19 protein-coding genes are annotated in these 18,514 nt (G+C 64.6%); 3 read left to right on the top strand and 16 right to left on the bottom strand.

The window, feature by feature from the left end:
* Positions 1-24: 24 nt before the first annotated feature.
* Positions 25-669, top strand: a complete 645-nt coding sequence (locus LRS53_RS02315; protein WP_231354798.1) for a YciC family protein — start codon at positions 25-27, stop codon at positions 667-669.
* A 9-nt stretch (positions 670-678) separates the two neighbouring features.
* Here the strand turns inward: LRS53_RS02315 and LRS53_RS02310 are convergent, their stop codons facing one another.
* The gene (locus LRS53_RS02310) at positions 679-1,218 is read right to left on the bottom strand and encodes a DUF2058 domain-containing protein (protein ID WP_017642097.1); all 540 of its coding nucleotides are present in this window, start codon (positions 1,216-1,218) and stop codon (positions 679-681) included.
* 170 nt (positions 1,219-1,388) lie between these two features.
* Here LRS53_RS02310 and LRS53_RS02305 point away from each other — a divergent pair, with 170 nt between their 5' ends.
* On the top strand, positions 1,389-2,312 hold the full coding sequence (locus tag LRS53_RS02305) for an aspartyl/asparaginyl beta-hydroxylase domain-containing protein (RefSeq protein WP_231354797.1): 924 nt from the start codon (positions 1,389-1,391) through the stop codon (positions 2,310-2,312).
* A 28-nt stretch (positions 2,313-2,340) separates the two neighbouring features.
* Here LRS53_RS02305 and LRS53_RS02300 read toward each other — a convergent pair whose 3' ends face one another.
* The 14 genes from LRS53_RS02300 to flhA form a co-directional block, all read right to left on the bottom strand.
* On the bottom strand, positions 2,341-2,757 hold the full coding sequence (locus tag LRS53_RS02300; protein ID WP_007160356.1) for a DUF2802 domain-containing protein: 417 nt from the start codon (positions 2,755-2,757) through the stop codon (positions 2,341-2,343).
* Positions 2,757-3,236: a chemotaxis protein CheW gene (locus LRS53_RS02295; protein WP_007160357.1), complete on the bottom strand. Its 480-nt coding sequence runs from the start codon at positions 3,234-3,236 to the stop codon at positions 2,757-2,759. The genes LRS53_RS02300 and LRS53_RS02295 overlap by 1 nt, the downstream gene beginning before the upstream one ends.
* Before the next feature lie 73 nt (positions 3,237-3,309).
* The gene (locus tag LRS53_RS02290; RefSeq protein WP_231354796.1) at positions 3,310-4,215 is read right to left on the bottom strand and encodes a chemotaxis protein CheW; all 906 of its coding nucleotides are present in this window, start codon (positions 4,213-4,215) and stop codon (positions 3,310-3,312) included.
* 57 nt (positions 4,216-4,272) lie between these two features.
* Positions 4,273-5,061, bottom strand: coding sequence for a ParA family protein (locus LRS53_RS02285; RefSeq protein WP_231354795.1), 789 nt, complete (start codon positions 5,059-5,061; stop codon positions 4,273-4,275).
* A 35-nt stretch (positions 5,062-5,096) separates the two neighbouring features.
* The gene (motD, locus tag LRS53_RS02280) at positions 5,097-5,960 is read right to left on the bottom strand and encodes a flagellar motor protein MotD (RefSeq protein ID WP_231354794.1); all 864 of its coding nucleotides are present in this window, start codon (positions 5,958-5,960) and stop codon (positions 5,097-5,099) included.
* Between the two features lie 11 nt (positions 5,961-5,971).
* Positions 5,972-6,712 carry a flagellar motor protein gene (locus tag LRS53_RS02275; RefSeq protein ID WP_231354793.1) on the bottom strand — a complete coding sequence of 247 codons (741 nt, stop codon included), beginning with the start codon at positions 6,710-6,712 and terminating at the stop codon, positions 5,972-5,974.
* Between the two features lie 34 nt (positions 6,713-6,746).
* Positions 6,747-7,865, bottom strand: coding sequence for a protein-glutamate methylesterase/protein-glutamine glutaminase (locus LRS53_RS02270; RefSeq protein WP_231354792.1), 1,119 nt, complete (start codon positions 7,863-7,865; stop codon positions 6,747-6,749).
* Between the two features lie 82 nt (positions 7,866-7,947).
* A complete protein-coding gene (locus LRS53_RS02265; protein WP_231354791.1) occupies positions 7,948-10,194 on the bottom strand; it encodes a chemotaxis protein CheA in 2,247 nt (748 codons plus the stop codon).
* 26 nt (positions 10,195-10,220) lie between these two features.
* A complete protein-coding gene (locus tag LRS53_RS02260; RefSeq protein ID WP_017642089.1) occupies positions 10,221-11,009 on the bottom strand; it encodes a protein phosphatase CheZ in 789 nt (262 codons plus the stop codon).
* A 19-nt stretch (positions 11,010-11,028) separates the two neighbouring features.
* Positions 11,029-11,403: a chemotaxis response regulator CheY gene (locus LRS53_RS02255; RefSeq protein WP_169853335.1), complete on the bottom strand. Its 375-nt coding sequence runs from the start codon at positions 11,401-11,403 to the stop codon at positions 11,029-11,031.
* 87 nt (positions 11,404-11,490) lie between these two features.
* Positions 11,491-12,231: an RNA polymerase sigma factor FliA gene (gene fliA / locus LRS53_RS02250; RefSeq protein WP_026083964.1), complete on the bottom strand. Its 741-nt coding sequence runs from the start codon at positions 12,229-12,231 to the stop codon at positions 11,491-11,493.
* Positions 12,228-13,058, bottom strand: a complete 831-nt coding sequence (gene fleN, locus LRS53_RS02245; protein ID WP_017642087.1) for a flagellar synthesis regulator FleN — start codon at positions 13,056-13,058, stop codon at positions 12,228-12,230. Before fleN ends, fliA begins: the two co-directional genes overlap by 4 nt.
* Before the next feature lie 92 nt (positions 13,059-13,150).
* On the bottom strand, positions 13,151-14,479 hold the full coding sequence (gene flhF / locus LRS53_RS02240; protein WP_064308323.1) for a flagellar biosynthesis protein FlhF: 1,329 nt from the start codon (positions 14,477-14,479) through the stop codon (positions 13,151-13,153).
* A 10-nt stretch (positions 14,480-14,489) separates the two neighbouring features.
* Positions 14,490-16,616: a flagellar biosynthesis protein FlhA gene (gene flhA, locus LRS53_RS02235; protein WP_231354790.1), complete on the bottom strand. Its 2,127-nt coding sequence runs from the start codon at positions 16,614-16,616 to the stop codon at positions 14,490-14,492.
* Between the two features lie 225 nt (positions 16,617-16,841).
* On the opposite strand from flhA, the gene sodC reads away from it, so the two are divergent.
* Positions 16,842-17,369 carry a superoxide dismutase family protein gene (gene sodC / locus LRS53_RS02230; protein ID WP_173149246.1) on the top strand — a complete coding sequence of 176 codons (528 nt, stop codon included), beginning with the start codon at positions 16,842-16,844 and terminating at the stop codon, positions 17,367-17,369.
* Here the strand turns inward: sodC and flhB are convergent.
* Positions 17,362-18,510 carry a flagellar biosynthesis protein FlhB gene (flhB, locus tag LRS53_RS02225; RefSeq protein WP_064308324.1) on the bottom strand — a complete coding sequence of 383 codons (1,149 nt, stop codon included), beginning with the start codon at positions 18,508-18,510 and terminating at the stop codon, positions 17,362-17,364. The two genes, sodC and flhB, sit on opposite strands and share 8 nt — an antisense overlap.
* Positions 18,511-18,514: the final 4 nt, after the last annotated feature.

Raw genomic sequence — 18,514 nt, 5'->3', positions numbered from 1 at the left:
CTCCTGCCCGTCTGGAAGAGCTGCATGAACCCTGTCGATATCCTGCGCGACTCGCTGTCTTTCTTTGCTCGCAATCTGCGGCCCCTGGCTGTCCTCACCCTCCCCTGGCTGCTGCTCGAGGCTCTGTTGCGCTATCAGGTGCTGGAACGCTTCGGCGTCGACGGCGGGCTGTGGGACATGCTGGTCAGCCTGCTCTGCTATCCGCTGTACACTGCCGCGCTGCTGATCTTCCTGGAAGCACGCACCCAGGGCACCACACCACGCCTGAGCGGCGCCTGGGGCGCCGCCCTGCTGCTCTGGCCACGCTTCGCCCTCCTCGCGGCCCTGACCTCGGGGCTGGTGATGCTGGGCTTTTCGCTGTTGATCGTGCCGGGCTTCCTGATCATGGCCAAGCTGGCCTTCGCCGAGAATCTGCTGGTCCTTGAAGGACGGGCACCGCTGGACGCCCTGCGCGGCAGTCTGCGTCTGAGCCGCGGGCACTTCTTCACTCTACTGGCCTGCATCCTGGCTACGGTGCTGCCGGCCTGGCTGCTCGACGCCTGGATCACCCGGCAGTTCGCCGAGGCCGCGGTGCTGGAGATCATGCTGCAAACCCTGTCGGGCTTTCTGCAGCTGATCCCCAGCATCGCCGTCTATCGCATCTATATGCTGGTCAGACAGAACGCCTGACCCGCCGCCTTACCACATCAGGTCGTCCGGCACCTGATAGGCCGCGTAGGGATCGTCCGGATCCGGCTCGCCGCTCTGCACGTTGAGCAGCACCACGCGCTTGGGATCGCGTTCCTGGATGCGTTCGGCGGTAGCCCGCGGCACCACCTCGTAGCGGCCTTCGTAGCGCACGATGGCCAGGCTGCCCTTGCTGAGCTTGTCCCTCATCATGACGTTGACCGACAGGCGCTTGACCTTCTTGTCGTCGACGAAGTTGTAGTAGTCCTCGGTGCTCAGCTTGGGCAGGCGGCTGGTCTCGATCAGCTGCTTGATCTGCGCCTGCTCGGCCTTGCGCTTCTTCTTCTCTTCCTGGGCACGGTTGAGTTCCTGGTCCTTGGCCAGTTTTTCCGCCTGGGCCTGCTGGACGGCCAGCTCCTGGGAGCGGTCCTTTTCCGTCTGCCCACGATGCTCCATGCGGGTCTGCTTCTGCTTTTGCTTGACGGCCTGCTTGGCCTGCTTTTCATTGACCAAGCCGGCTTTCAGCAGTTGGTCGCGTAGGGACATGCTCATCGATACGACTCGTCTAGATCATCCAAGGGGGCGCGGCTCGGAAGCGGCCGCGCGCCAGGGTGTCCATCCTGCGCAGCCGACGAAGCGAGTGCAAGCCTTTCTCTGGGGTGAAATAATGCAGTCATTACCTATCCGCCCCTGGTTCGGGCGCTGCCGATCACCATTCGCCCATGATTACCTTCGCGATCGTCCTGCTCTTCGTCGCCAGCGTGCTCTTCGTCCATCTTCGCGGACGCGCTCGCCTGCCCTTCCTGCGCCAGCTGGTCAACCACTCCGCGGTGTTCGCGCCCTACAACGCCTTGATGTACCTGTTCTCCAGCGTGCCGTCCAAACCCTACCTGGATCGCAGCCGCTTTCCCGAGCTGGACGTGCTCAAGGACAACTGGCAGGAGATTCGCGTCGAAGCCCTACGGCTGTTCGACGAGGGCTATATCCGCGCCGCGGAAAAGGACAATGACGCCGGCTTCGGTTCCTTCTTCAAGAAGGGCTGGAAGCGCTTCTACCTGACCTGGTACGGCGAACCGCTGCCCTCCGCCCAGACCCTCTGCCCGCGCACCGTCGAACTGGTGCGGCAGATTCCCAACGTCAAGGGCGCCATGTTCGCCCTGCTGCCGGGCGGCAGTCATCTGAATCCCCATCGCGATCCCTTCGGCGGCTCGCTGCGCTACCACCTGGGTCTAGCCACGCCCAACTCGGACGCCTGCCGCATCTATGTCGACGGCGAGCCCTATGCCTGGCGTGACGGCGAGGACGTGATGTTCGACGAGACCTATGTGCATTGGGTCAAGAACGAGACCGACCAGACCCGGGTCATCCTCTTCTGCGACGTGGAGCGCCCCCTGCGCAATCGTCTGCTGACCCGCGTCAACCAGGCGGTCAGCCGCTTCCTGGGCAGCGCCACGGCGCCGCAGAATGTCGAAGGCGAACGCGTCGGCGGCATCAACCAGGCCTATGCCTTCAGCAAGAGATTCGGGGATCGTATCGGCGGCGGCGTAAAGAAATTCAAGCGGCGCCACCCCAAGGCCTATCGCATCGCCAAGCCGGTGCTGGCGGTGCTGGTGGTGATCGCGCTTTATCACTGGATCGTCAGCTGAGGCGACGATCCTGCGGCGGCGGCGACGGTCAGCCAGAACGCTGCTGGCGCTGCCGATGCAGACGGGCCACCAGCTCGGCTTCGGCCTGGGACAGGCCGCAGGCCTGGGTGAGATCATCAGCGCTGGCGCCCAGTCCAACCAGACGCGCGGCCTGGGAAAACGACAGACTGGTGGGGTCGCTCTGCTCGATCTGGGTCAAGCGATCGGGCAAGGGTGCCACCACCTTGGCCAATCCCTGCACCTGCTCACCCATGCGCACCTGCCCGGCCTGATAGGTTTCCAGACGCTTGAGCAGGATCTGCATGCGCTTGTCGACCAGGGCCTCCCGCTCGGCCAGCTTGGCCGCCTGCTGCTGCTGGCGTTGCCAGAGCAGCCAGCAGCAGCCACCGAGGCCGGCACAGGCCAGCCCCAGGGCGACGCTGAGCAGGATCAGCCCGACGAGCATCAGATGCTTTCCAGCTCCGACCACTCTTCTTCGGTCATCAGCTTGTCGAGCTCGACCAGGATCAGCAGCTCGCCGTTCTTGTTGCACACGCCCTGAATGAACTTGGCAGATTCGTCATTGCCAACGTTGGGCGCGGTCTCGATCTCCGACTGCCGTAGGTAGACCACCTCGGCCACGCTGTCGACCAGGATACCGACGACCTGCTTGTCGGCCTCGATAATGACGATACGGGTGTTGTCGGTCACTTCGGTGGGCAACAGACCGAAGCGCTGACGGGTGTCGATCACCGTCACCACGTTGCCGCGCAGGTTGATGATGCCCAGCACGTAGCTCGGCGCACCGGGGACCGGAGCGATTTCGGTGTAGCGCAGGACTTCCTGGACCTGCATCACGTTGATGCCATAGGTCTCGTTATCCAGGCGGAAGGTGACCCATTGCAGGACCGGATCTTCGGAACCCTGTGCGGACGTTTTTTTCATGTTCCCTAGCCTCGTCAAATACCGCACGTGCGGCGAAGCGGGCGAACCCGCTGGTTAGTTGCAGCGAGCAGCCCTAGCGACGGCCACCCACCACCTGTTCAGCGAGCGCCGCCACATCCAGCAGCGCACACATCTGATCGATCACCGTACCGGCCAGCCACGGGCGAGTGGCCCGGTGATTCCGCCATTTGACCTCGGCAGGATCCAGCCGTACCGAATGGCTGACGCCATGCACGGCCAGCCCCCAATCCAGGCCTTGCAGCGATATCACGAATTTCAGCCCTTCGCGATAGTCGTCACGATAGCGTTCGGGCATTACCCAACGTGCGGCGTCGAGCACGCGCAGGTTACCAGCCTGGCAGGGTAGCAGGCCCAGAAACCAGTCTGGCTGACCGAACAGCGGCGTCAACTCTTCGGCGGCGAGCGGATAGATGGAGCCCAGGCAGACCAGGGGAGCGGCCAAGGTCAGGCCGGCGACGTCGAACAGCAGGCATTCGAAGGGCTCTTCACCCCACTCGGGTCGACCTTCCAGATATACGGCGCTGGGCGGTACGCCAGCCGCCACTACCGGCTGCACCGCCGGAGTCCCCACGGCAATGCCCTCCACCACCGGACGCACCGGCTCGGCGACTGGCGTCAATTCGGGGACGCGCCAGTCCAGCTCGATGTCGGTTTCCGGCGCCAGCAGCGCCTGGGGCTCAGGCAGCAGCACCTCGGGCGGGGCGATCCCGGCACGGCGGGTGGCCAGCGGCACGACTCGGGGCTGCCGCGCGGCATCCCGTTCGAGCTCCTCACGCACCGCAGCGGCGAATTCGTCTTCGCTCACGCTGACGATCGGCGCGGCCGCAGCCACCACGGGAGCCTCCACTGGGGTGGCCTCGGCGGTGGGCAGTTCCAGGAACGCATCCAGCAACAGGGCATCGAGATAGCCCTGGAGGACACGCTGAGGACGATTGTCGAGGGACGTCGGTTGGCTCATGGCGTTCTACGTGGGTGAGTTGTCCAGCCTATCGGCCGGAGGGGTGGAAAACTTGAATCAGGCCACTTGGCTGCTGGGCGCGCCGTCGAGCAGATGCCGCAGCAACGCCCGGTAGGCGATGACGCCGCGGCTGTTGGCCTCGTAGCGCGATGGCACCTGGCCGGAGCGACTGGCATCGCGCAACCGGGTATCGATGGGAATGAAGGCCTGCCACAGCTGGGCCGGATAGGTGTTGCGCAAGACCTTGAGGGTACCGATGGAAGCCTGGGTCCGGCGGTCGAACAGGGTCGGCACTATGGTGTAGGGCAGTGCCTGCTTGCGCGAGCGGTTGATCATGGTCAGGGTGTTGACCATGCGTTCGAGCCCCTTGAGCGCGAGGAATTCGGTCTGGGTGGGAATCACCAGATGCTGGCTGGCCGCCAGGGCATTGACCATGAGTACGCCGAGCAGCGGCGGACTGTCGATCAACACATGATCGAAGTCGTTCCACAGCTGCGCCAGGCTCTTAGAGATCACCAGGCCCAGGCCGCTCTGACCCGGCGACTGACGTTCCAGGGTAGCCAGCGCGGTGCTGGACGGCAGCATCAACAGCTGTGGATGGCTGGTGGGTAGCAGTAGCCGCTTCGGCAGGCCTTCCGGCACCTGGCCACCGTGCTGGAACAGGTCGAACGCGCTGTGTTCCAGGCTGTCCGGATCCTGACCGAAATAACTGGTCAGGGAACCGTGGGGATCGAGATCCACCAACAGGACGCGCTTGCCCTCATCGCCGAGCAACCCGGCGAGGGCAACGGTGGTGGTGGTCTTGCCCACCCCACCCTTCTGATTGGCGACAGCCCAGACTCTCATGCGCAGACTTCCTCCCGACGACACGACCAGCCGGGTCAAGGTGCCGGCGTAGCGGCCGGCGACGAAGATTTGACAGGCGCCACCTTGGGCGCCGGTTCTCCAGGCGATCCTGCAGATTGTGTGCCAGTCGACGAATTTTGCAAGGTGCTCTGCGGCCGGAACAGGTCGAGATTGCGCGAGATCAGCAGGACGACCCGCCGATTGCGGGCTCGATTGACGTCATTGGTGTTGTCGACCACCGGCTGATAGGCGCCATAGCCCACCACGGCCAAGCGTTGTGGGGCGATGCCATTGCCGATCAGCAGCCGCACGATACTGGCGGCTCGGGCCGCCGACAGTTCCCAATTGGTGGGGTACAGCGCTGTGCTGATGGGGCGGTCGTCCGTGTAGCCCTGTACCTGGATCGGATTCTTGAACGGCGCCAGAATCTTGGCCACCTTCTCCATGAGACCGAAGGCGGGATTGCTCGGCAGCGAATCGCCACTGGCAAAGAGCAGATTGGAGCTGAGCTCGATTTCCAGCCACATTTCACTGGCCTTGATGTTCAGCTGGTCGCCGGCGATGAGATCGCCGAAGGTGGCTCGCACGCTGTCGGCGATCTGCTGCAGCGGATCGCTGGGGGCGCCCTTGGCCGGTTGAGCGGCGCTCGCATCCATCACCGTCGGCGTCACGCCCGCCGGACGCTGGTCGCCGAGGGGGATGGGTTTGAGCGAGCGCTCCGGCTGGCTGAAGATGCCCGAGAGGCTGTCCGAGAGCACCTTGTACTTGCTCTCGTTCAGCGAGGAAATGGAATACATGACCACGAAGAAAGCGAACAGCAGGGTGATGAAGTCGGCGTAGGAGACCAGCCAGCGTTCGTGGTTCTCGTGTTCTTCGGGACGGCGACGACGACGAGGCATGCGGCGTCCTCCTAGTCCAGAAAACCTTGCAGCTTCATTTCGATAGAGCGGGGATTCTCGCCCTCGCCAATGGACATCAGGCCTTCCAGCAGCATTTCCCGATAGCGGGACTGTTGCTGAGCCAGCGCCTTGAGCTTGTTGCCGACGGGCAGCAACAGCAGGTTGGCGAAGCCGACGCCATAGATGGTGGCGACGAAGGCCACGGCGATGCCGCTGCCCAGTTGCGAGGGATCGGCCAGATTCTGCATGACGTGGATCAGGCCCATCACCGCGCCGATGATGCCCACCGTGGGCGCATAGCCCCCCATGGCCTCGTAGACCTTGGCGGCGGCGATGTCACGGTCTTCCTGGCCGTAGAGGTCCACTTCGAGAATGCTGCGCAGGGCTTCCGGTTCGGTGCCGTCCACCAGCAACTGCAGGCCCTTGGCGGCATAGGGATCGGCTTCGCGGGCGACCAGGGGTTCGAGGCCCAGCAGGCCTTCCTTGCGCGCCACGTTGCTCCAGCTGACCACCTTGCGGATGCCGCCGACGAGGTCCAGCCGTGGCGGCACGAACACCCAGGCCAGCATGGTCAGGGCGCGGCGCAGCACCGGCAGGCGGGTCTGCAGCAGGACGGCGCCCAGAGTGCCGCCGACCACGATCAGCGCGGCCGGTCCATTGGCCAGGGCGGTGAAGGAACCGCCCTCCAGCAGGTTGCCACCCATGATGGCGGTAAAGGCCAGCAGGATGCCGATGAGACTGAGCACGTCCACGCTCAATGCCCTTCTGGCCGGTGAACGCCTGGCGTCACGAACAGGCCTCGGTCAGGTGTCTGCCGATGTCGTCCAGGCCATAGATGGCATCGGCAAGATTGGCCTTGGCGATGGCCATGGGCATGCCGTAGATGACGCAACTGGCTTCGTCCTGGGCCCATACCTGGCTCCCGACCTGCTTGAGCATCCGCGCGCCTTCGCGACCGTCGGCGCCCATGCCGGTCAGGACCACTGCCAGCACCTTGTCGGCATAGGCCTTGGCCGCGGAGCCAAAGGTCACGTCGACGCAGGGCTTGTAATTGAGGCGCTCATCGCCGGGCAGGATCTTCACCATCCCGCGGCCGTCCACCATCATCTGCTTGCCGCCGGGTGCCAGCAAGGCCAGCCCCGGACGCAATTGGTCGCCATCCTCGGCTTCCTTGACGCTGATGCGGCAGAGCTTGTCCAGACGCTCGGCGAAGGCCTTGGTGAAGGCCGCGGGCATGTGTTGGATCAGCACCAGCGGCGCCGGGAAATTGGCTGGCAGCTGGGTGAGCACCCGCTGCAGGGCCACCGGGCCACCGGTGGAGGTGCCGATCGCCACCAGGCGATAGTGCTTGCGCTTGGGCGGCGGCGAAGCCGGGGCCGCGGGCGCATGCGCGGACTGGGCGCCGCTGGGCGTCGCCGGACGTGGTGCCTGGCGGGCTGCAGCAGGCGCGGTCGAGGCACTGGCGGGCGCCGCCGGGGCGACGCTGGGGGCCACTGCGAAGCGCCGGTTGGAGCGGGCGATATGGTGGATCTTCTCGCACAACAGCTTCTGCACACTGGCCGGATTGCGCGAGATGTCCTCGAAATTCTTCGGCAGGTAGTCGACCGCGCCGGCATCCAGGGCATCCAGGGTGACCCGGGCGCCTTCATGGGTGAGCGAGGAGAACATCAGCACCGGGGTCGGGCACTTCTGCATGATGTGGCGGACCGCGGTGATGCCGTCCATCATCGGCATCTCGTAGTCCATGGTGATGACATCGGGTCGCAGCGCCAGGGCCTGGTCGACCCCTTCGCGCCCGTTGCTGGCCGTGCCCACCACCGAAATGTTGGGATCGGCCGCCAGGATTTCCTTGAGCCGACGCCGGAAGAAGCCGGAATCGTCCACCACCAGTACTTTTACCGGCATACGTTGAAACTCCTAACCTGGGGCGGCGCAGGCCACCCGATGGCGCCGGGCACGGGCCCGACGCCGCTCGTACCTGGCCGACTCAGAGCCCGCGACGGGCGTAGCGCTTGAGCATGCTGGGCACATCGAGGATGAGCGCGATGCGCCCGTCGCCGGTGATGGTCGCCCCAGACATGCCGGGCGTTCCCTGCAGCATCTTGCCGAGGGGCTTGATGACCACCTCTTCCTGGCCCACCAGCTGATCGACCACGAAGCCAATGCGCTGGGTGCCCACCGAGAGGATCACCACATGCCCTTCCCCCTGCTCCACATGGGCCGCATTGGGCACCAGCCAGCGCTTGAGGTAGAACAGCGGCAGCGCCTTGTCGCGCACCACCACCACTTCCTGGCCGTCCACCACGTTGGTGCGGGACAGGTCGAGGTGGAAGATCTCGTTGACGTTGACCAGCGGGAAGGCGAAGGCCTGGTTGCCCAGCATCACCATCAGCGTCGGCATGATCGCCAGGGTCAGGGGTACCTTGATGACGATCTTGGAGCCCTGGCCCTTGGTCGAGTAGACGTTCAGGGTACCGTTGAGCTGGCTGATCTTGGTCTTGACCACGTCCATGCCCACGCCGCGGCCGGAGATGTCGGAGATCTCGGCCTTGGTGGAGAAACCCGGAGCGAAGATCAGGTTGAAGCACTCGGTCTCGGTCAGACGATCGGCCGCGTCGCGGTCGAGCAGGCCCTTCTCCACTGCTTTGTTGCGCAGCAGATCCGCGTCCATGCCCTTGCCGTCGTCGGAGATCGACAGGAGGATGTGGTCGCCTTCCTGCTCGGCGGAGAGCACCACCCGTCCGGCGCGGGACTTGCCGTTCTCTTCTCGCTCGGCAGGGCCTTCGATGCCGTGATCGACCGCGTTGCGCACCAGGTGCACCAGCGGATCGGCCAGGGCCTCGACCAGGTTCTTGTCCAAGTCGGTTTCTTCGCCCACCAGCTCCAGGTTGATCTCTTTCTTCAGACTGCGCGCCAGATCACGGACCAGGCGCGGGAAGCGGCCAAAGACCTTCTTGATCGGCTGCATCCGGGTCTTCATGACCGAGGTCTGCAGGTCGGCGGTGACCACGTCGAGGTTGGACACGGCCTTGGCCATGGCCTCATCGCCGCTGTTCAGGCCCAGGCGGACCAGGCGGTTACGCACCAGCACCAGTTCACCGACCATGTTCATGATCTCGTCCAACCGCGCGGTGTCGACCCGCACGGTGGTCTCCGCCTCGCTGGTGGGACGCTCGGCAGGCGCTGCCGCCACCGCAGGCTTGGGCGCCGCGGCCTCGGCCACCGGCGCCGGCTTCGGCGCAGGTGCGGGAGCCGCCGGCTGAGGTGCGGCCACCGGTGCCGGCGCAGCGGCTACCGGGGCGGCTACCACTTCCGCGGCTGCCGCGGGACCACTGAACTTGCCCTTGCCGTGCAATTCGTCGAGCAGGGATTCGAATTCGTCGTCGGTGATCTCGTCACCACCCGTCGCGGCGGCTGGAGCCGCCGCAGCAGGCGCTGCTGCAACCGGTGCCGCGGCCTCGTCCGCGACGAACTTGCCCTTGCCGTGCAATTCGTCGAGCAGAGCCTCGAACTCGTCGTCGGTGATGTCGTCGCCACCAGCCGCTGCCACGGCAGGAGCCGCAGCGACAATCGGCGCGGCGGCCGGTGCCTCGTTGAACTTGCCCTTGCCATGCAACTGATCGAGCAGGGCCTCGAATTCGTCATCGGTGATGTCGTCGCCACTGGTGGCCGCAGGCGTTGCCGCTGCCGCGCTCGGCTCGCTGCCCAGGGCATCGAGCAGATTCTGGAAATCGGCATCGCTCAACTCCGGCTCGGCGGCCGCCGGGGCGGTCGGCGCGGGCGCTGCGGCCACGACCGGGGTGGCAGCCACGGGCGCAGCCGGGACCGGCGCCGGCTCGCTGCCAGCGGGCTCGGCCAGGCGGGCCAGGGCCGCCAGCAATTCAGGCGAGGCCGGAGTCGGCTCTTCGCGTTCACGGACTTGACCGAACATCTCGTTGACGGAATCCAGTGCCTGCAGCACCACATCCATCAGCTCGGCATCCACGCGGCGTTCGCCCTTGCGCAGGATGTCGAATACGTTTTCCGCGATATGGCAGCACTCGACCAGGGTATGGAGCTGCAGGAAACCGGCACCGCCCTTTACGGTATGGAAGCCACGGAAAATGGCGTTCAGCAGATCCATGTCATCCGGGCGGCTTTCCAGCTCGACCAATTGTTCGGACAACTGTTCGAGAATCTCGCCGGCCTCTACCAGGAAATCCTGGAGGATTTCTTCATCGGCGTCGAAGCTCATTCCTGCACTCCCCAAGAGGGTCTGGGTCAGAAGCCCAGACTGGATAGAAGATCGTCGACGTCGACCTGAGCGGCCACGACGTCTTCACGCTTATCGGCATGAATCTGCGGACCTTCACCCTTCATCGTCTTTTCTTTTCGATTCTGTTCGATCAGCGCGGTGTGATCGTGACTGAAGCCGGTATAGCGATCGACCTGGCTGGCCATCATCACCAGCTTGACGAGGTCTTTCTCGATCTGCCCGACGAGGTTGACCACGCGTTTGATCACCTGACCGGTGAGGTCCTGGTAATCCTGCGCCAGGAGGATGTCGTTGAGCTTGGACGACAGTTGTTCGGCGCTGCTCTCGCTGTGGCTGAGGAAGGCATCGACGCGCTTGGCCAACTCGCGGAATTCGTCCGCGCCCATTTCCCGGCGCATGAACTTCTTCCAGTCGGCATGCACGGCGCGGGCTTCGTCACCGAAGTTACCTACCAGCGGGGCACTCTCCTCCACCAGATCCATGGTCCGGTTGGCGGCGTTCTCGGTCATCTTCACCACGTAGGAGAGACGATCGGTGGCATCGCTGATCTGGGAGACCTCTTCGCCGGCCATGCCGCGCGGATCGATCTCGAAGTTGACGATGGCGTTGTGCAGTTCGCGGGTCAGCTTGCCGACTTCCTGGTAGAGCCCCCGGTCACGCAGTTGATTGAGCTCGTTGATGACATGCACGGCCTGGGTGAAATCGCCGCTTTCCAGGCATTTCACCAACTCTTGGGCGTGCTGTTTGAGATTCGACTCGAAGTCGCTGAAGCTGGTGGAGCCAAGCTGATCCATAACGTCCCCGCGGCTTTCTTCAGCCGTTCACCCGCTCGAAGATCTTGTCGATCTTTTCTTTCAGCACCTGGGCGGTGAAAGGCTTGACCACATAGCCGTTCACGCCGGCCTGAGCGGCCTCGATGATCTGCTCGCGCTTGGCTTCGGCGGTCACCATCAGCACCGGCAAGGTCTTCAGCCGCGCGTCGGCGCGGACCTGACGCAGCAGGTCGATGCCGGTCATGCCAGGCATGTTCCAGTCGGTGACGAGAAAATCGAAGTTGCCGCTCTGCAACATCGGCAGTGCGGTGTTGCCGTCGTCTGCTTCGGCGGTATTGGTAAATCCCAGATCGCGCAGCAAATTCTTGATGATGCGTCTCATCGTGGAAAAATCGTCCACGATGAGGATTTTCATGTTCTTGTCCAAGTCGACCTCCGTCCTAATCCGCACACACGCCATGAGGCGCGTCTAAGCAATCGTAGTAGCCTGAGTACCATCCGGTTAACGCGAACGCCATTCCGCCAGCCGCGCCCGCAGGCGTGCCGCGCATTGACTGTGAAGCTGGCAGACGCGTGACTCGCTCACGCCCAATACCTCGCCGATTTCCTTGAGGTTGAGTTCCTCGTCGTAATATAGCGAGAGCACCAGACGTTCACGCTCCGGAAGATTGGCGATGGCGTCGGCCAGGGCCTTGCGGAAGCGCTGATCTTCCAGACCGCGACCGGGCTCGAGTTCATGCGAACCGCTCTCCTCGAGCCCATGCTCACCACCCTCCATGAGGTCGTCGAAACTGAACAGGCGACTCCCCATGGTGTCGCCAAGGATGCCGTAGTACTCATCCAGACTCAATTTAAGTTCGGCCGCGACCTCGGAATCTTTAGCGTCGCGACCGGTGCGCGCTTCCACTGCACGAATGGCGTCGGTGACCATGCGCGTGTTGCGATGCACCGAGCGCGGCGCCCAGTCCCCCTTGCGCACCTCGTCGAGCATGGCGCCGCGGATGCGGATGCCAGCGTAGGTCTCGAAGCTGGCGCCCTTGCCGGCGTCATATTTGCGCGAGGCCTCCAGCAGCCCGATCATGCCGGCCTGCATCAGGTCCTCGACCTGCACGCTGGCCGGCAGACGTGCCAGGAGGTGGTAGGCGATGCGTTTCACCAACGGCGCATAGCGGTTGATGAGTTGCTCCTGCTGGGTACGTTCCGAGGTTTTGCTGTACATGCGAAGCCCGCTGGATGCTGTCATGCGTGGGTACCGATGGCTGGTTGCACAAGGCGCTCGACAAAGAACTCGAGATGGCCGCGCGGATTGGCGGGCAGCGGCCAGCCATCGACTTTCTGGGCCACCGCACGAAAGGCCAGCGAGGCCTTGGCACGCGGAAAGGCTTCAAACACGGGGCGCTGCTTCTGCACGGCTTTGCGCACCGCCTCATCGAACGGAATGGCGCCCACGTATTGCAGGGCGACATCCAAGAATCTGTCGGTCACCTTGGTCAGCTTAGCAAAGAGATTGCGACCTTCCTGGGGCGTCAGCGCCATGTTCGCCAGAACCCGGAACCGGGTGACGCCATGGTCGCGATTGAGCAGCTTGATCAGGGCGTAGGCGTCGGTGATGGAGGTGGGTTCGTCGCACACCACCACCAGGACTTCCTGGGCGGCGCGAACGAAGCTGACCACCTGATCGCCAATGCCGGCAGCGGTATCGACGATGAGCACGTCGAGGTTCTCGCTGATGTCGCTGAAGGCCTGGATCAGGCCGGCGTGCTGGGCCGGCGTCAGATTGACCATCGCCTGGGTGCCCGAGGCCGCCGGGACGATGCGGATGCCGCCCGGGCCGTGCAGCAGCACGTCGCGCAGCTCGCACTCGCCGGAGATGACGTCGGCCAGGGTGCGCTTGGGCGACAGGCCGAGCAGAACGTCGATGTTGGCAAGGCCCAGGTCGGCGTCGAGCAGCATGACGCGCCGCCCGATATCGGCCAGGGCCAAGGCCAGGTTGACCGACACGTTGGTCTTGCCGACACCGCCTTTACCGCCCGTGACCGCTATGACTTGGACGGGATGCATGCTACCCATTGCCTGATACCTTTGATTGAAATCCGTCACACTTTAGACCAAGTGCATTTGGCGTGCCCAGGCATGCGATGCACCACTACCGTTCGTCTGCGCTAACCGGCGCGGCGGGCATTGCTCTGATACAGGCCGGCCAGCATGCCAGCCATGGTTTCTTCGCTCGGCTCCTCGGGTGCCTGCAGGCTCACGGCGCGGCTTACCAACTGGTGGCTGCGCGCCGGATGCAGGTCGTCCGGAATGCGCGGGCCGTCGGCGATGTAGGCCACCGGCAGGCGCTGGCTGATGGCCAGGCCCAGGGCTTCGCCGAGGCTGGCGGCTTCGTCCAGCTTGGTCAGCACGCAGCCGCTCAGGCCGCAGCGCCGATAGCTATGGTAGGCCGCCTTGAGCACCTGGCTCTGGCTGGTGACGCCCAGCACCAGGTAGTTGCGAATCTTCAGCTGGCGGTTGGCCAGGGCTTCGAGCTGCGCCTTGAGCGCCGGATCGTTGGCGGGCATGCCCGCGGTGTCGATCAGCACCAGGCGCTTGCGCGCCAGGGGGGCCAGGGCCTGTGCCAGGGACTGGCCAGGATCGACCAGGGTGACGGGCACGTCGAGGATGCGGCCCAGGGTCTTGATCTGCTCCTGGGCACCGATGCGGAAGCTGTCCATGCTGACCAGCGCCAGGCTCTGGGGGCCGTACTTGAGCACGTAATTGGCGGCGAGCTTGGCCAGGGTGGTGGTCTTGCCCATGCCGGCCGGACCGACGAAGGCGACGACACCGCCCTCCTCCAGGATCTTGGCGTCGGTGGTCTTGGCCAGCTGGGCGAAGTTGGCCAGCAGCATGCGCCAGGCATGGCGCGGATCCTGGATCTTGGCCACGCTGTCGAGCAGGTGCCGGGCCAGATCGGCCGGCAGGCCCATGCGCTGCAGGCGACGCCAGAGGCCAGCCTGCTGCGGACGAGTGGACTGTACCTGAGTCCAGGCCATGGAGCCGAGCTGGACTTCCAGCAGTTCACGCAGGCCGCTGAGCTCGCTGCGCATGGCTTCCAGGGCACGCCGGTCTTCCGGCGCGGCACTGGCGGCAGGCGCGGCGGCGGCCGGCTGGGGGGCACGCGGCGGCGCGATCACCGGCTCGCGGCGGCTGTCGGCGGCGCTGATGGCGCCGAGCAGTTGCTTGTCCTTCGGCGCGGCCGAGGGGACGCCCGGCGCACGGATACTGAGGTCGGCATGGGCCTGGGCGATCTTCGCATGGGTCTTGCGCAACTCCGCCTGCAGCTCCGCGTTGGGCGCGGCCGGTGCCGGAGCCTGGTAGTCCAGCGCCGCGGTCAGCTCGACCCCGCCGGCGACCCGGCGGTTGCTGAGGATGGCAGCGTCCGGGCCCAGCTCGTCGCGTACCAGCTTCATGGCTTGACGCATATCGGCGGCGAAGAAACGTTTGACTTGCATGATCTAGACCTCAGCCATTCTGGCCAACGGTAGCGACGATGGTGACCTGCTTGTTGTCCGGAATTTCCTGGTAGGCCAGCACACTCATGTTCGGTGCCGCCATCCGGGCGAAGCGGGACATCATCCCGCGGATCGCACCGGCTACCAGCAGCACCACTGGCTTACCCATCATTTCCTGACGCTGCGCCGCCTCGACGAGGGAACGCTGCAGTTTTTCGGCCATGCCAGGTTCGAGGAACATGCCGTCCTCGGCGCCTTGACCGGCCTTCTGCATACTACTTAGCAACATCTGTTCCAACCTTGGCTCAAGGGTGATAACAGGCAGCTCAGGCTCCATTCCTACGATGTTCTGGACGATTGCGCGGGACAGGGCGACGCGCACGGCACCGGCAATGGCGGCGGGATCTTGACTCCGTGGCCCAACATTGGCGATGGCTTCGGCGATGGTACGGATGTCACGGACTGGTACCTGCTCCTGCAACAGCTGCTGGAGGATCTTGAGCAGGGTCGACAGGGAGACGATGCCGGGCACCAGTTCTTCGGCCAGCTTGGGCGAGCTCTTGGCCAGCACCTGCAGCAATTGCTGGACTTCCTCGTGGCCGATCAGCTCGTGGGCGTGCTTGAAGAGCACCTGGTTGAGGTGGGTGGCGACCACGGTACTGGCGTCGACCACGGTGTAACCGAGGGACTGGGCCTGGTCGCGCTGGGTGACGTCGATCCAGACGGCCTCCAGACCGAATGCCGGATCCTTGGCGGCGACGCCATTGAGGGTGCCATAGACCTGGCCGGGGTTGATGGCCAGCTCACGATCGGGATAGATCTCGGCTTCGGCCACGCTCACCCCCATAAGAGTCAGACGATAGGCGTTGGGCAGCAGGTCCAGGTTGTCGCGGATGTGTACCGACGGCATGAGGAAACCGAGGTCCTGGGACAGCTTCTTGCGCACGCCCTTGATCCGCGCCAGCAGCTGGCCACCCTGGTTGCGATCGACCATGGGGATCAACCGGTAGCCGACTTCCAGACCGACCATGTCCACCGGGGTCACGTCGTCCCAGCCCAGCTCCTTGGCCTCGGCCGGGCGCTGCACGGGGGCCAGGTCCTGTTGCTTCTTGGCTTCGACCTCGGCGGTCTGCTTGGCCTGACGCTGGCGCTTGTGGATCAGCCAGGCACCGGCGGCGGCGCCGCCGCCCAGGCCGAGGAACGGCAGGTGCGGCATGCCCGGAACCAGGCCCATGGCGATGATGATGAAGGCTGAGACCGCCAGCGCCTTGGGCGAGGCGAACATCTGACGATTGACCTGCTGGCCCATGTCTTCCGACGAGGACACCCGGGTCACCATGATGGCGGCGGCGACCGACAGCAGCAGCGAGGGAACCTGGGCGACCAGGCCGTCACCGATGGTCAGCAGGGCGTAGATACGCGCCGCTTCGCCGAACGGCAGACCGTGCTGGGCCATGCCGATGGCCATGCCGCCGATGAGGTTGATGAAGAGGATCAGCAGCCCAGCGACGGCGTCACCGCGGACGAACTTGCTGGCACCGTCCATGGAACCGTAGAAGTCGGCTTCCTGGCCCACTTCGGTCCGGCGCTTCTTGGCTTCGGCCTGGTCGATGATGCCGGCATTGAGATCGGCGTCGATGGCCATCTGCTTGCCGGGCATGGCGTCCAGGGTGAAGCGCGCCGACACCTCGGAGATGCGGCCGGCACCCTTGGTCACCACCACGAAGTTGATGATCATGAGGATGGCGAACACCACCGCACCGACCACGTAGTTACCGCCGACCACCACCTCGCCGAAGGCCTGGATGACCTTGCCCGCGGCGTCGTGGCCGTCCTGGCCATGCAGCAGCACCACGCGGCTCGAGGCCACGTTCAGCGCCAGGCGCAGCAGGGTCGAAACCAGCAGAATGGTTGGGAAGACCGCGAAATCCAGCGGCCGTAGGGCATAGACGCTGACCAGCAGGACCACGATCGACAGGGCGATGTTGAAGGTGAACAGCACGTCCAGCAGGAACGGCGGCATCGGCAGGGTCATCATGGCGAGCATCGCCAGGACGGCTAGTGGCACGCCCAGGTTGCCGCGCGCCAGACCACGCATGTTGCCCATCATCAGGGATTTGTCGACTTTCACACCCATTCCTCGCTTGCCGGTGCCGTCGTCACGGAAAGTTGACGCAGCGCACTGTTCGCAAGGGCTTGAGCAAGCTCCGGGCCAACTGCTCAAGGCGTTGAATCAGCGAGATTTTTCCTGGGGTGATACAGGACTGGTTACTGATCGCCTGAGCCGCTGGCTGAACCGCGGGCACAGGCCATGAGTCTGTCTAGGGACCCGCGCTAGCGCGCCTATCCGAGGAACATCACCATGAAAATCTGGACCGCAACGCTGTTGGCCACCTGCCTGGTCGGTACCGCCCAGGCGGCCGAATCCCTGACGATCCCGCTGAACAAGGTCACCACCGACGGTGTAGGCGAAAGCGTCGGCAGCGTGCAGGTGACCCGCTCCAAGTACGGTCTGGTCTTTACCCCCGACCTCAAGGGCCTGGAGCCCGGCATCCACGGCTTCCACGTCCATACCAAGCCCAACTGCGGCGCGGCCGAGGTGAACGGCACCCTGACCGCCGGGGGCGCCGCGGGCGGCCACCTGGATCCACGCAATACCGGCAAGCACAGCGCGCCCTGGTCGGACGACGGTCACCTGGGCGAATTGCCGGCGCTCTATGTGACCGCCGACGGCCAGGCCACCCAGCCGGTACTGGCGCCGCGGCTGAAACGTCTGGAAGAGATCAAGGGGCATGCGTTGATGGTGCATGCCGGTGGCGACAACTACTCCGACCAGCCCAAACCCCTGGGCGGTGGCGGCGCCCGTGTCGCCTGCGGCGTCATCAAGTAGGCGCCTTCCCCTCCTCATCCCGCCGCAAATCTGGCGGGATGGGCAGATCGGACAGCTTGGGCTTGCGCCCGCGACCCGCACGGAACTGCCGGAGCTGATAGACATAGGCCAGGACCTGAGCCACGGCGACGTAGAGACCGGCCGGAATCTCCTGATCCACCTCGGTTGAGAAATACACCGCCCGCGCCAGTCCCGGCGACTCCAGCAGCGAGACCTGGTGCTCCTGGGCGATCTCGCGGATCTTCAGCGCGGTGAAATCGCTGCCCTTGGCCACCAGCACGGGCGCCCCGCCCTTGGCCGCGTCGTACTTGAGCGCCACGGCGAAGTGGGTGGGGTTGGTGATGACCACATCGGCATTGGGCACCTCGGCCATCATCCGCCGCTGCGCCATCTCTCGCTGCATCTGGCGGATCTTGCCCTTGACCTCCGGCTTGCCCTCGCTGTCCTTGTACTCGTCCTTGATCTCCTGCTTGGTCATCATCAGCTTCTTGCGATTGCTGAAGATCTGAAAGGGCACGTCCACGGCGGCAATGATCAGCAATCCCAGGGCCAGCAGCAGGGTGGCATGCCCCACCACCTGCATGCTGTGCAGCAGCGCCTGCTCGGTCGGTAGCTTGGCGATCTGCAACAGTGCCGTGCGCTCGCTCATCAGCACCAGTACCGACACGCCGAGGATGATGAAGAACTTGCCCAGGGCCTTGAGCAATTCCACCAGGGAATTCTTGGAAAACATCCGGGCGATGCCGGACATGGGATTCATCCGGCTCGGCTTGGGCGCCAGCATCTTGCCGGAGAACAGGAAGCCGCCCAGGGCAATATGACCGATGATGGCGGCGATCACCACCAGGACGATCATCGGCAGCATCCCGATCATCGCGGCCTTGCCCGAGGCCAGCAGGAAGGTGCCCATGAAGCGCTCGTCCATGACCTCTTCGCGCCGCAGGGAGAAGTTGCTGCGCATCACCTCCAGCAGCTTGCCGCCCAGAAAGGCGCCATACATCAGCAGGCCGCCGACTCCCGAGAGCATGACCGCCACCGTACCGAGTTCGCGTGATCGCGGGAGCTGGCCTTCCTCCCGGGAATCACGCTTGCGTTTCTCCGTGGGGTCTTCTGTGCGGTCTTCGCCATCGGATTCAGCCATGTGG

Source organism: Pseudomonas sp. PLB05, from assembly GCF_021106615.1.
GTDB lineage: Bacteria > Pseudomonadota > Gammaproteobacteria > Pseudomonadales > Pseudomonadaceae > Chryseomonas > Chryseomonas benzopyrenica.
This window is presented reverse-complemented; position numbering and strand designations above follow the sequence as displayed.

Coding starts and splice junctions, on each gene's coding strand:
- fliA (WP_026083964.1), bottom strand. CDS start 12,231: ATGACAGCATCCAGCGGGCTTCGCATGTACAGCAAAACCTCGGAACGT.
- LRS53_RS02315 (WP_231354798.1), top strand. CDS start 25: ATGAACCCTGTCGATATCCTGCGCGACTCGCTGTCTTTCTTTGCTCGC.
- LRS53_RS02300 (WP_007160356.1), bottom strand. CDS start 2,757: ATGCTCGTCGGGCTGATCCTGCTCAGCGTCGCCCTGGGGCTGGCCTGT.
- fleN (WP_017642087.1), bottom strand. CDS start 13,058: ATGGGTAGCATGCATCCCGTCCAAGTCATAGCGGTCACGGGCGGTAAA.
- LRS53_RS02255 (WP_169853335.1), bottom strand. CDS start 11,403: ATGAAAATCCTCATCGTGGACGATTTTTCCACGATGAGACGCATCATC.
- motD (WP_231354794.1), bottom strand. CDS start 5,960: ATGCCTCGTCGTCGTCGCCGTCCCGAAGAACACGAGAACCACGAACGC.
- flhB (WP_064308324.1), bottom strand. CDS start 18,510: ATGGCTGAATCCGATGGCGAAGACCGCACAGAAGACCCCACGGAGAAA.
- LRS53_RS02270 (WP_231354792.1), bottom strand. CDS start 7,865: ATGCCGGTAAAAGTACTGGTGGTGGACGATTCCGGCTTCTTCCGGCGT.
- LRS53_RS02290 (WP_231354796.1), bottom strand. CDS start 4,215: ATGAGCCAACCGACGTCCCTCGACAATCGTCCTCAGCGTGTCCTCCAG.
- LRS53_RS02265 (WP_231354791.1), bottom strand. CDS start 10,194: ATGAGCTTCGACGCCGATGAAGAAATCCTCCAGGATTTCCTGGTAGAG.
- LRS53_RS02285 (WP_231354795.1), bottom strand. CDS start 5,061: ATGAGAGTCTGGGCTGTCGCCAATCAGAAGGGTGGGGTGGGCAAGACC.
- LRS53_RS02295 (WP_007160357.1), bottom strand. CDS start 3,236: ATGAAAAAAACGTCCGCACAGGGTTCCGAAGATCCGGTCCTGCAATGG.
- LRS53_RS02260 (WP_017642089.1), bottom strand. CDS start 11,009: ATGGATCAGCTTGGCTCCACCAGCTTCAGCGACTTCGAGTCGAATCTC.
- sodC (WP_173149246.1), top strand. CDS start 16,842: ATGAAAATCTGGACCGCAACGCTGTTGGCCACCTGCCTGGTCGGTACC.
- flhF (WP_064308323.1), bottom strand. CDS start 14,479: ATGCAAGTCAAACGTTTCTTCGCCGCCGATATGCGTCAAGCCATGAAG.
- LRS53_RS02310 (WP_017642097.1), bottom strand. CDS start 1,218: ATGAGCATGTCCCTACGCGACCAACTGCTGAAAGCCGGCTTGGTCAAT.
- LRS53_RS02305 (WP_231354797.1), top strand. CDS start 1,389: ATGATTACCTTCGCGATCGTCCTGCTCTTCGTCGCCAGCGTGCTCTTC.
- flhA (WP_231354790.1), bottom strand. CDS start 16,616: ATGGGTGTGAAAGTCGACAAATCCCTGATGATGGGCAACATGCGTGGT.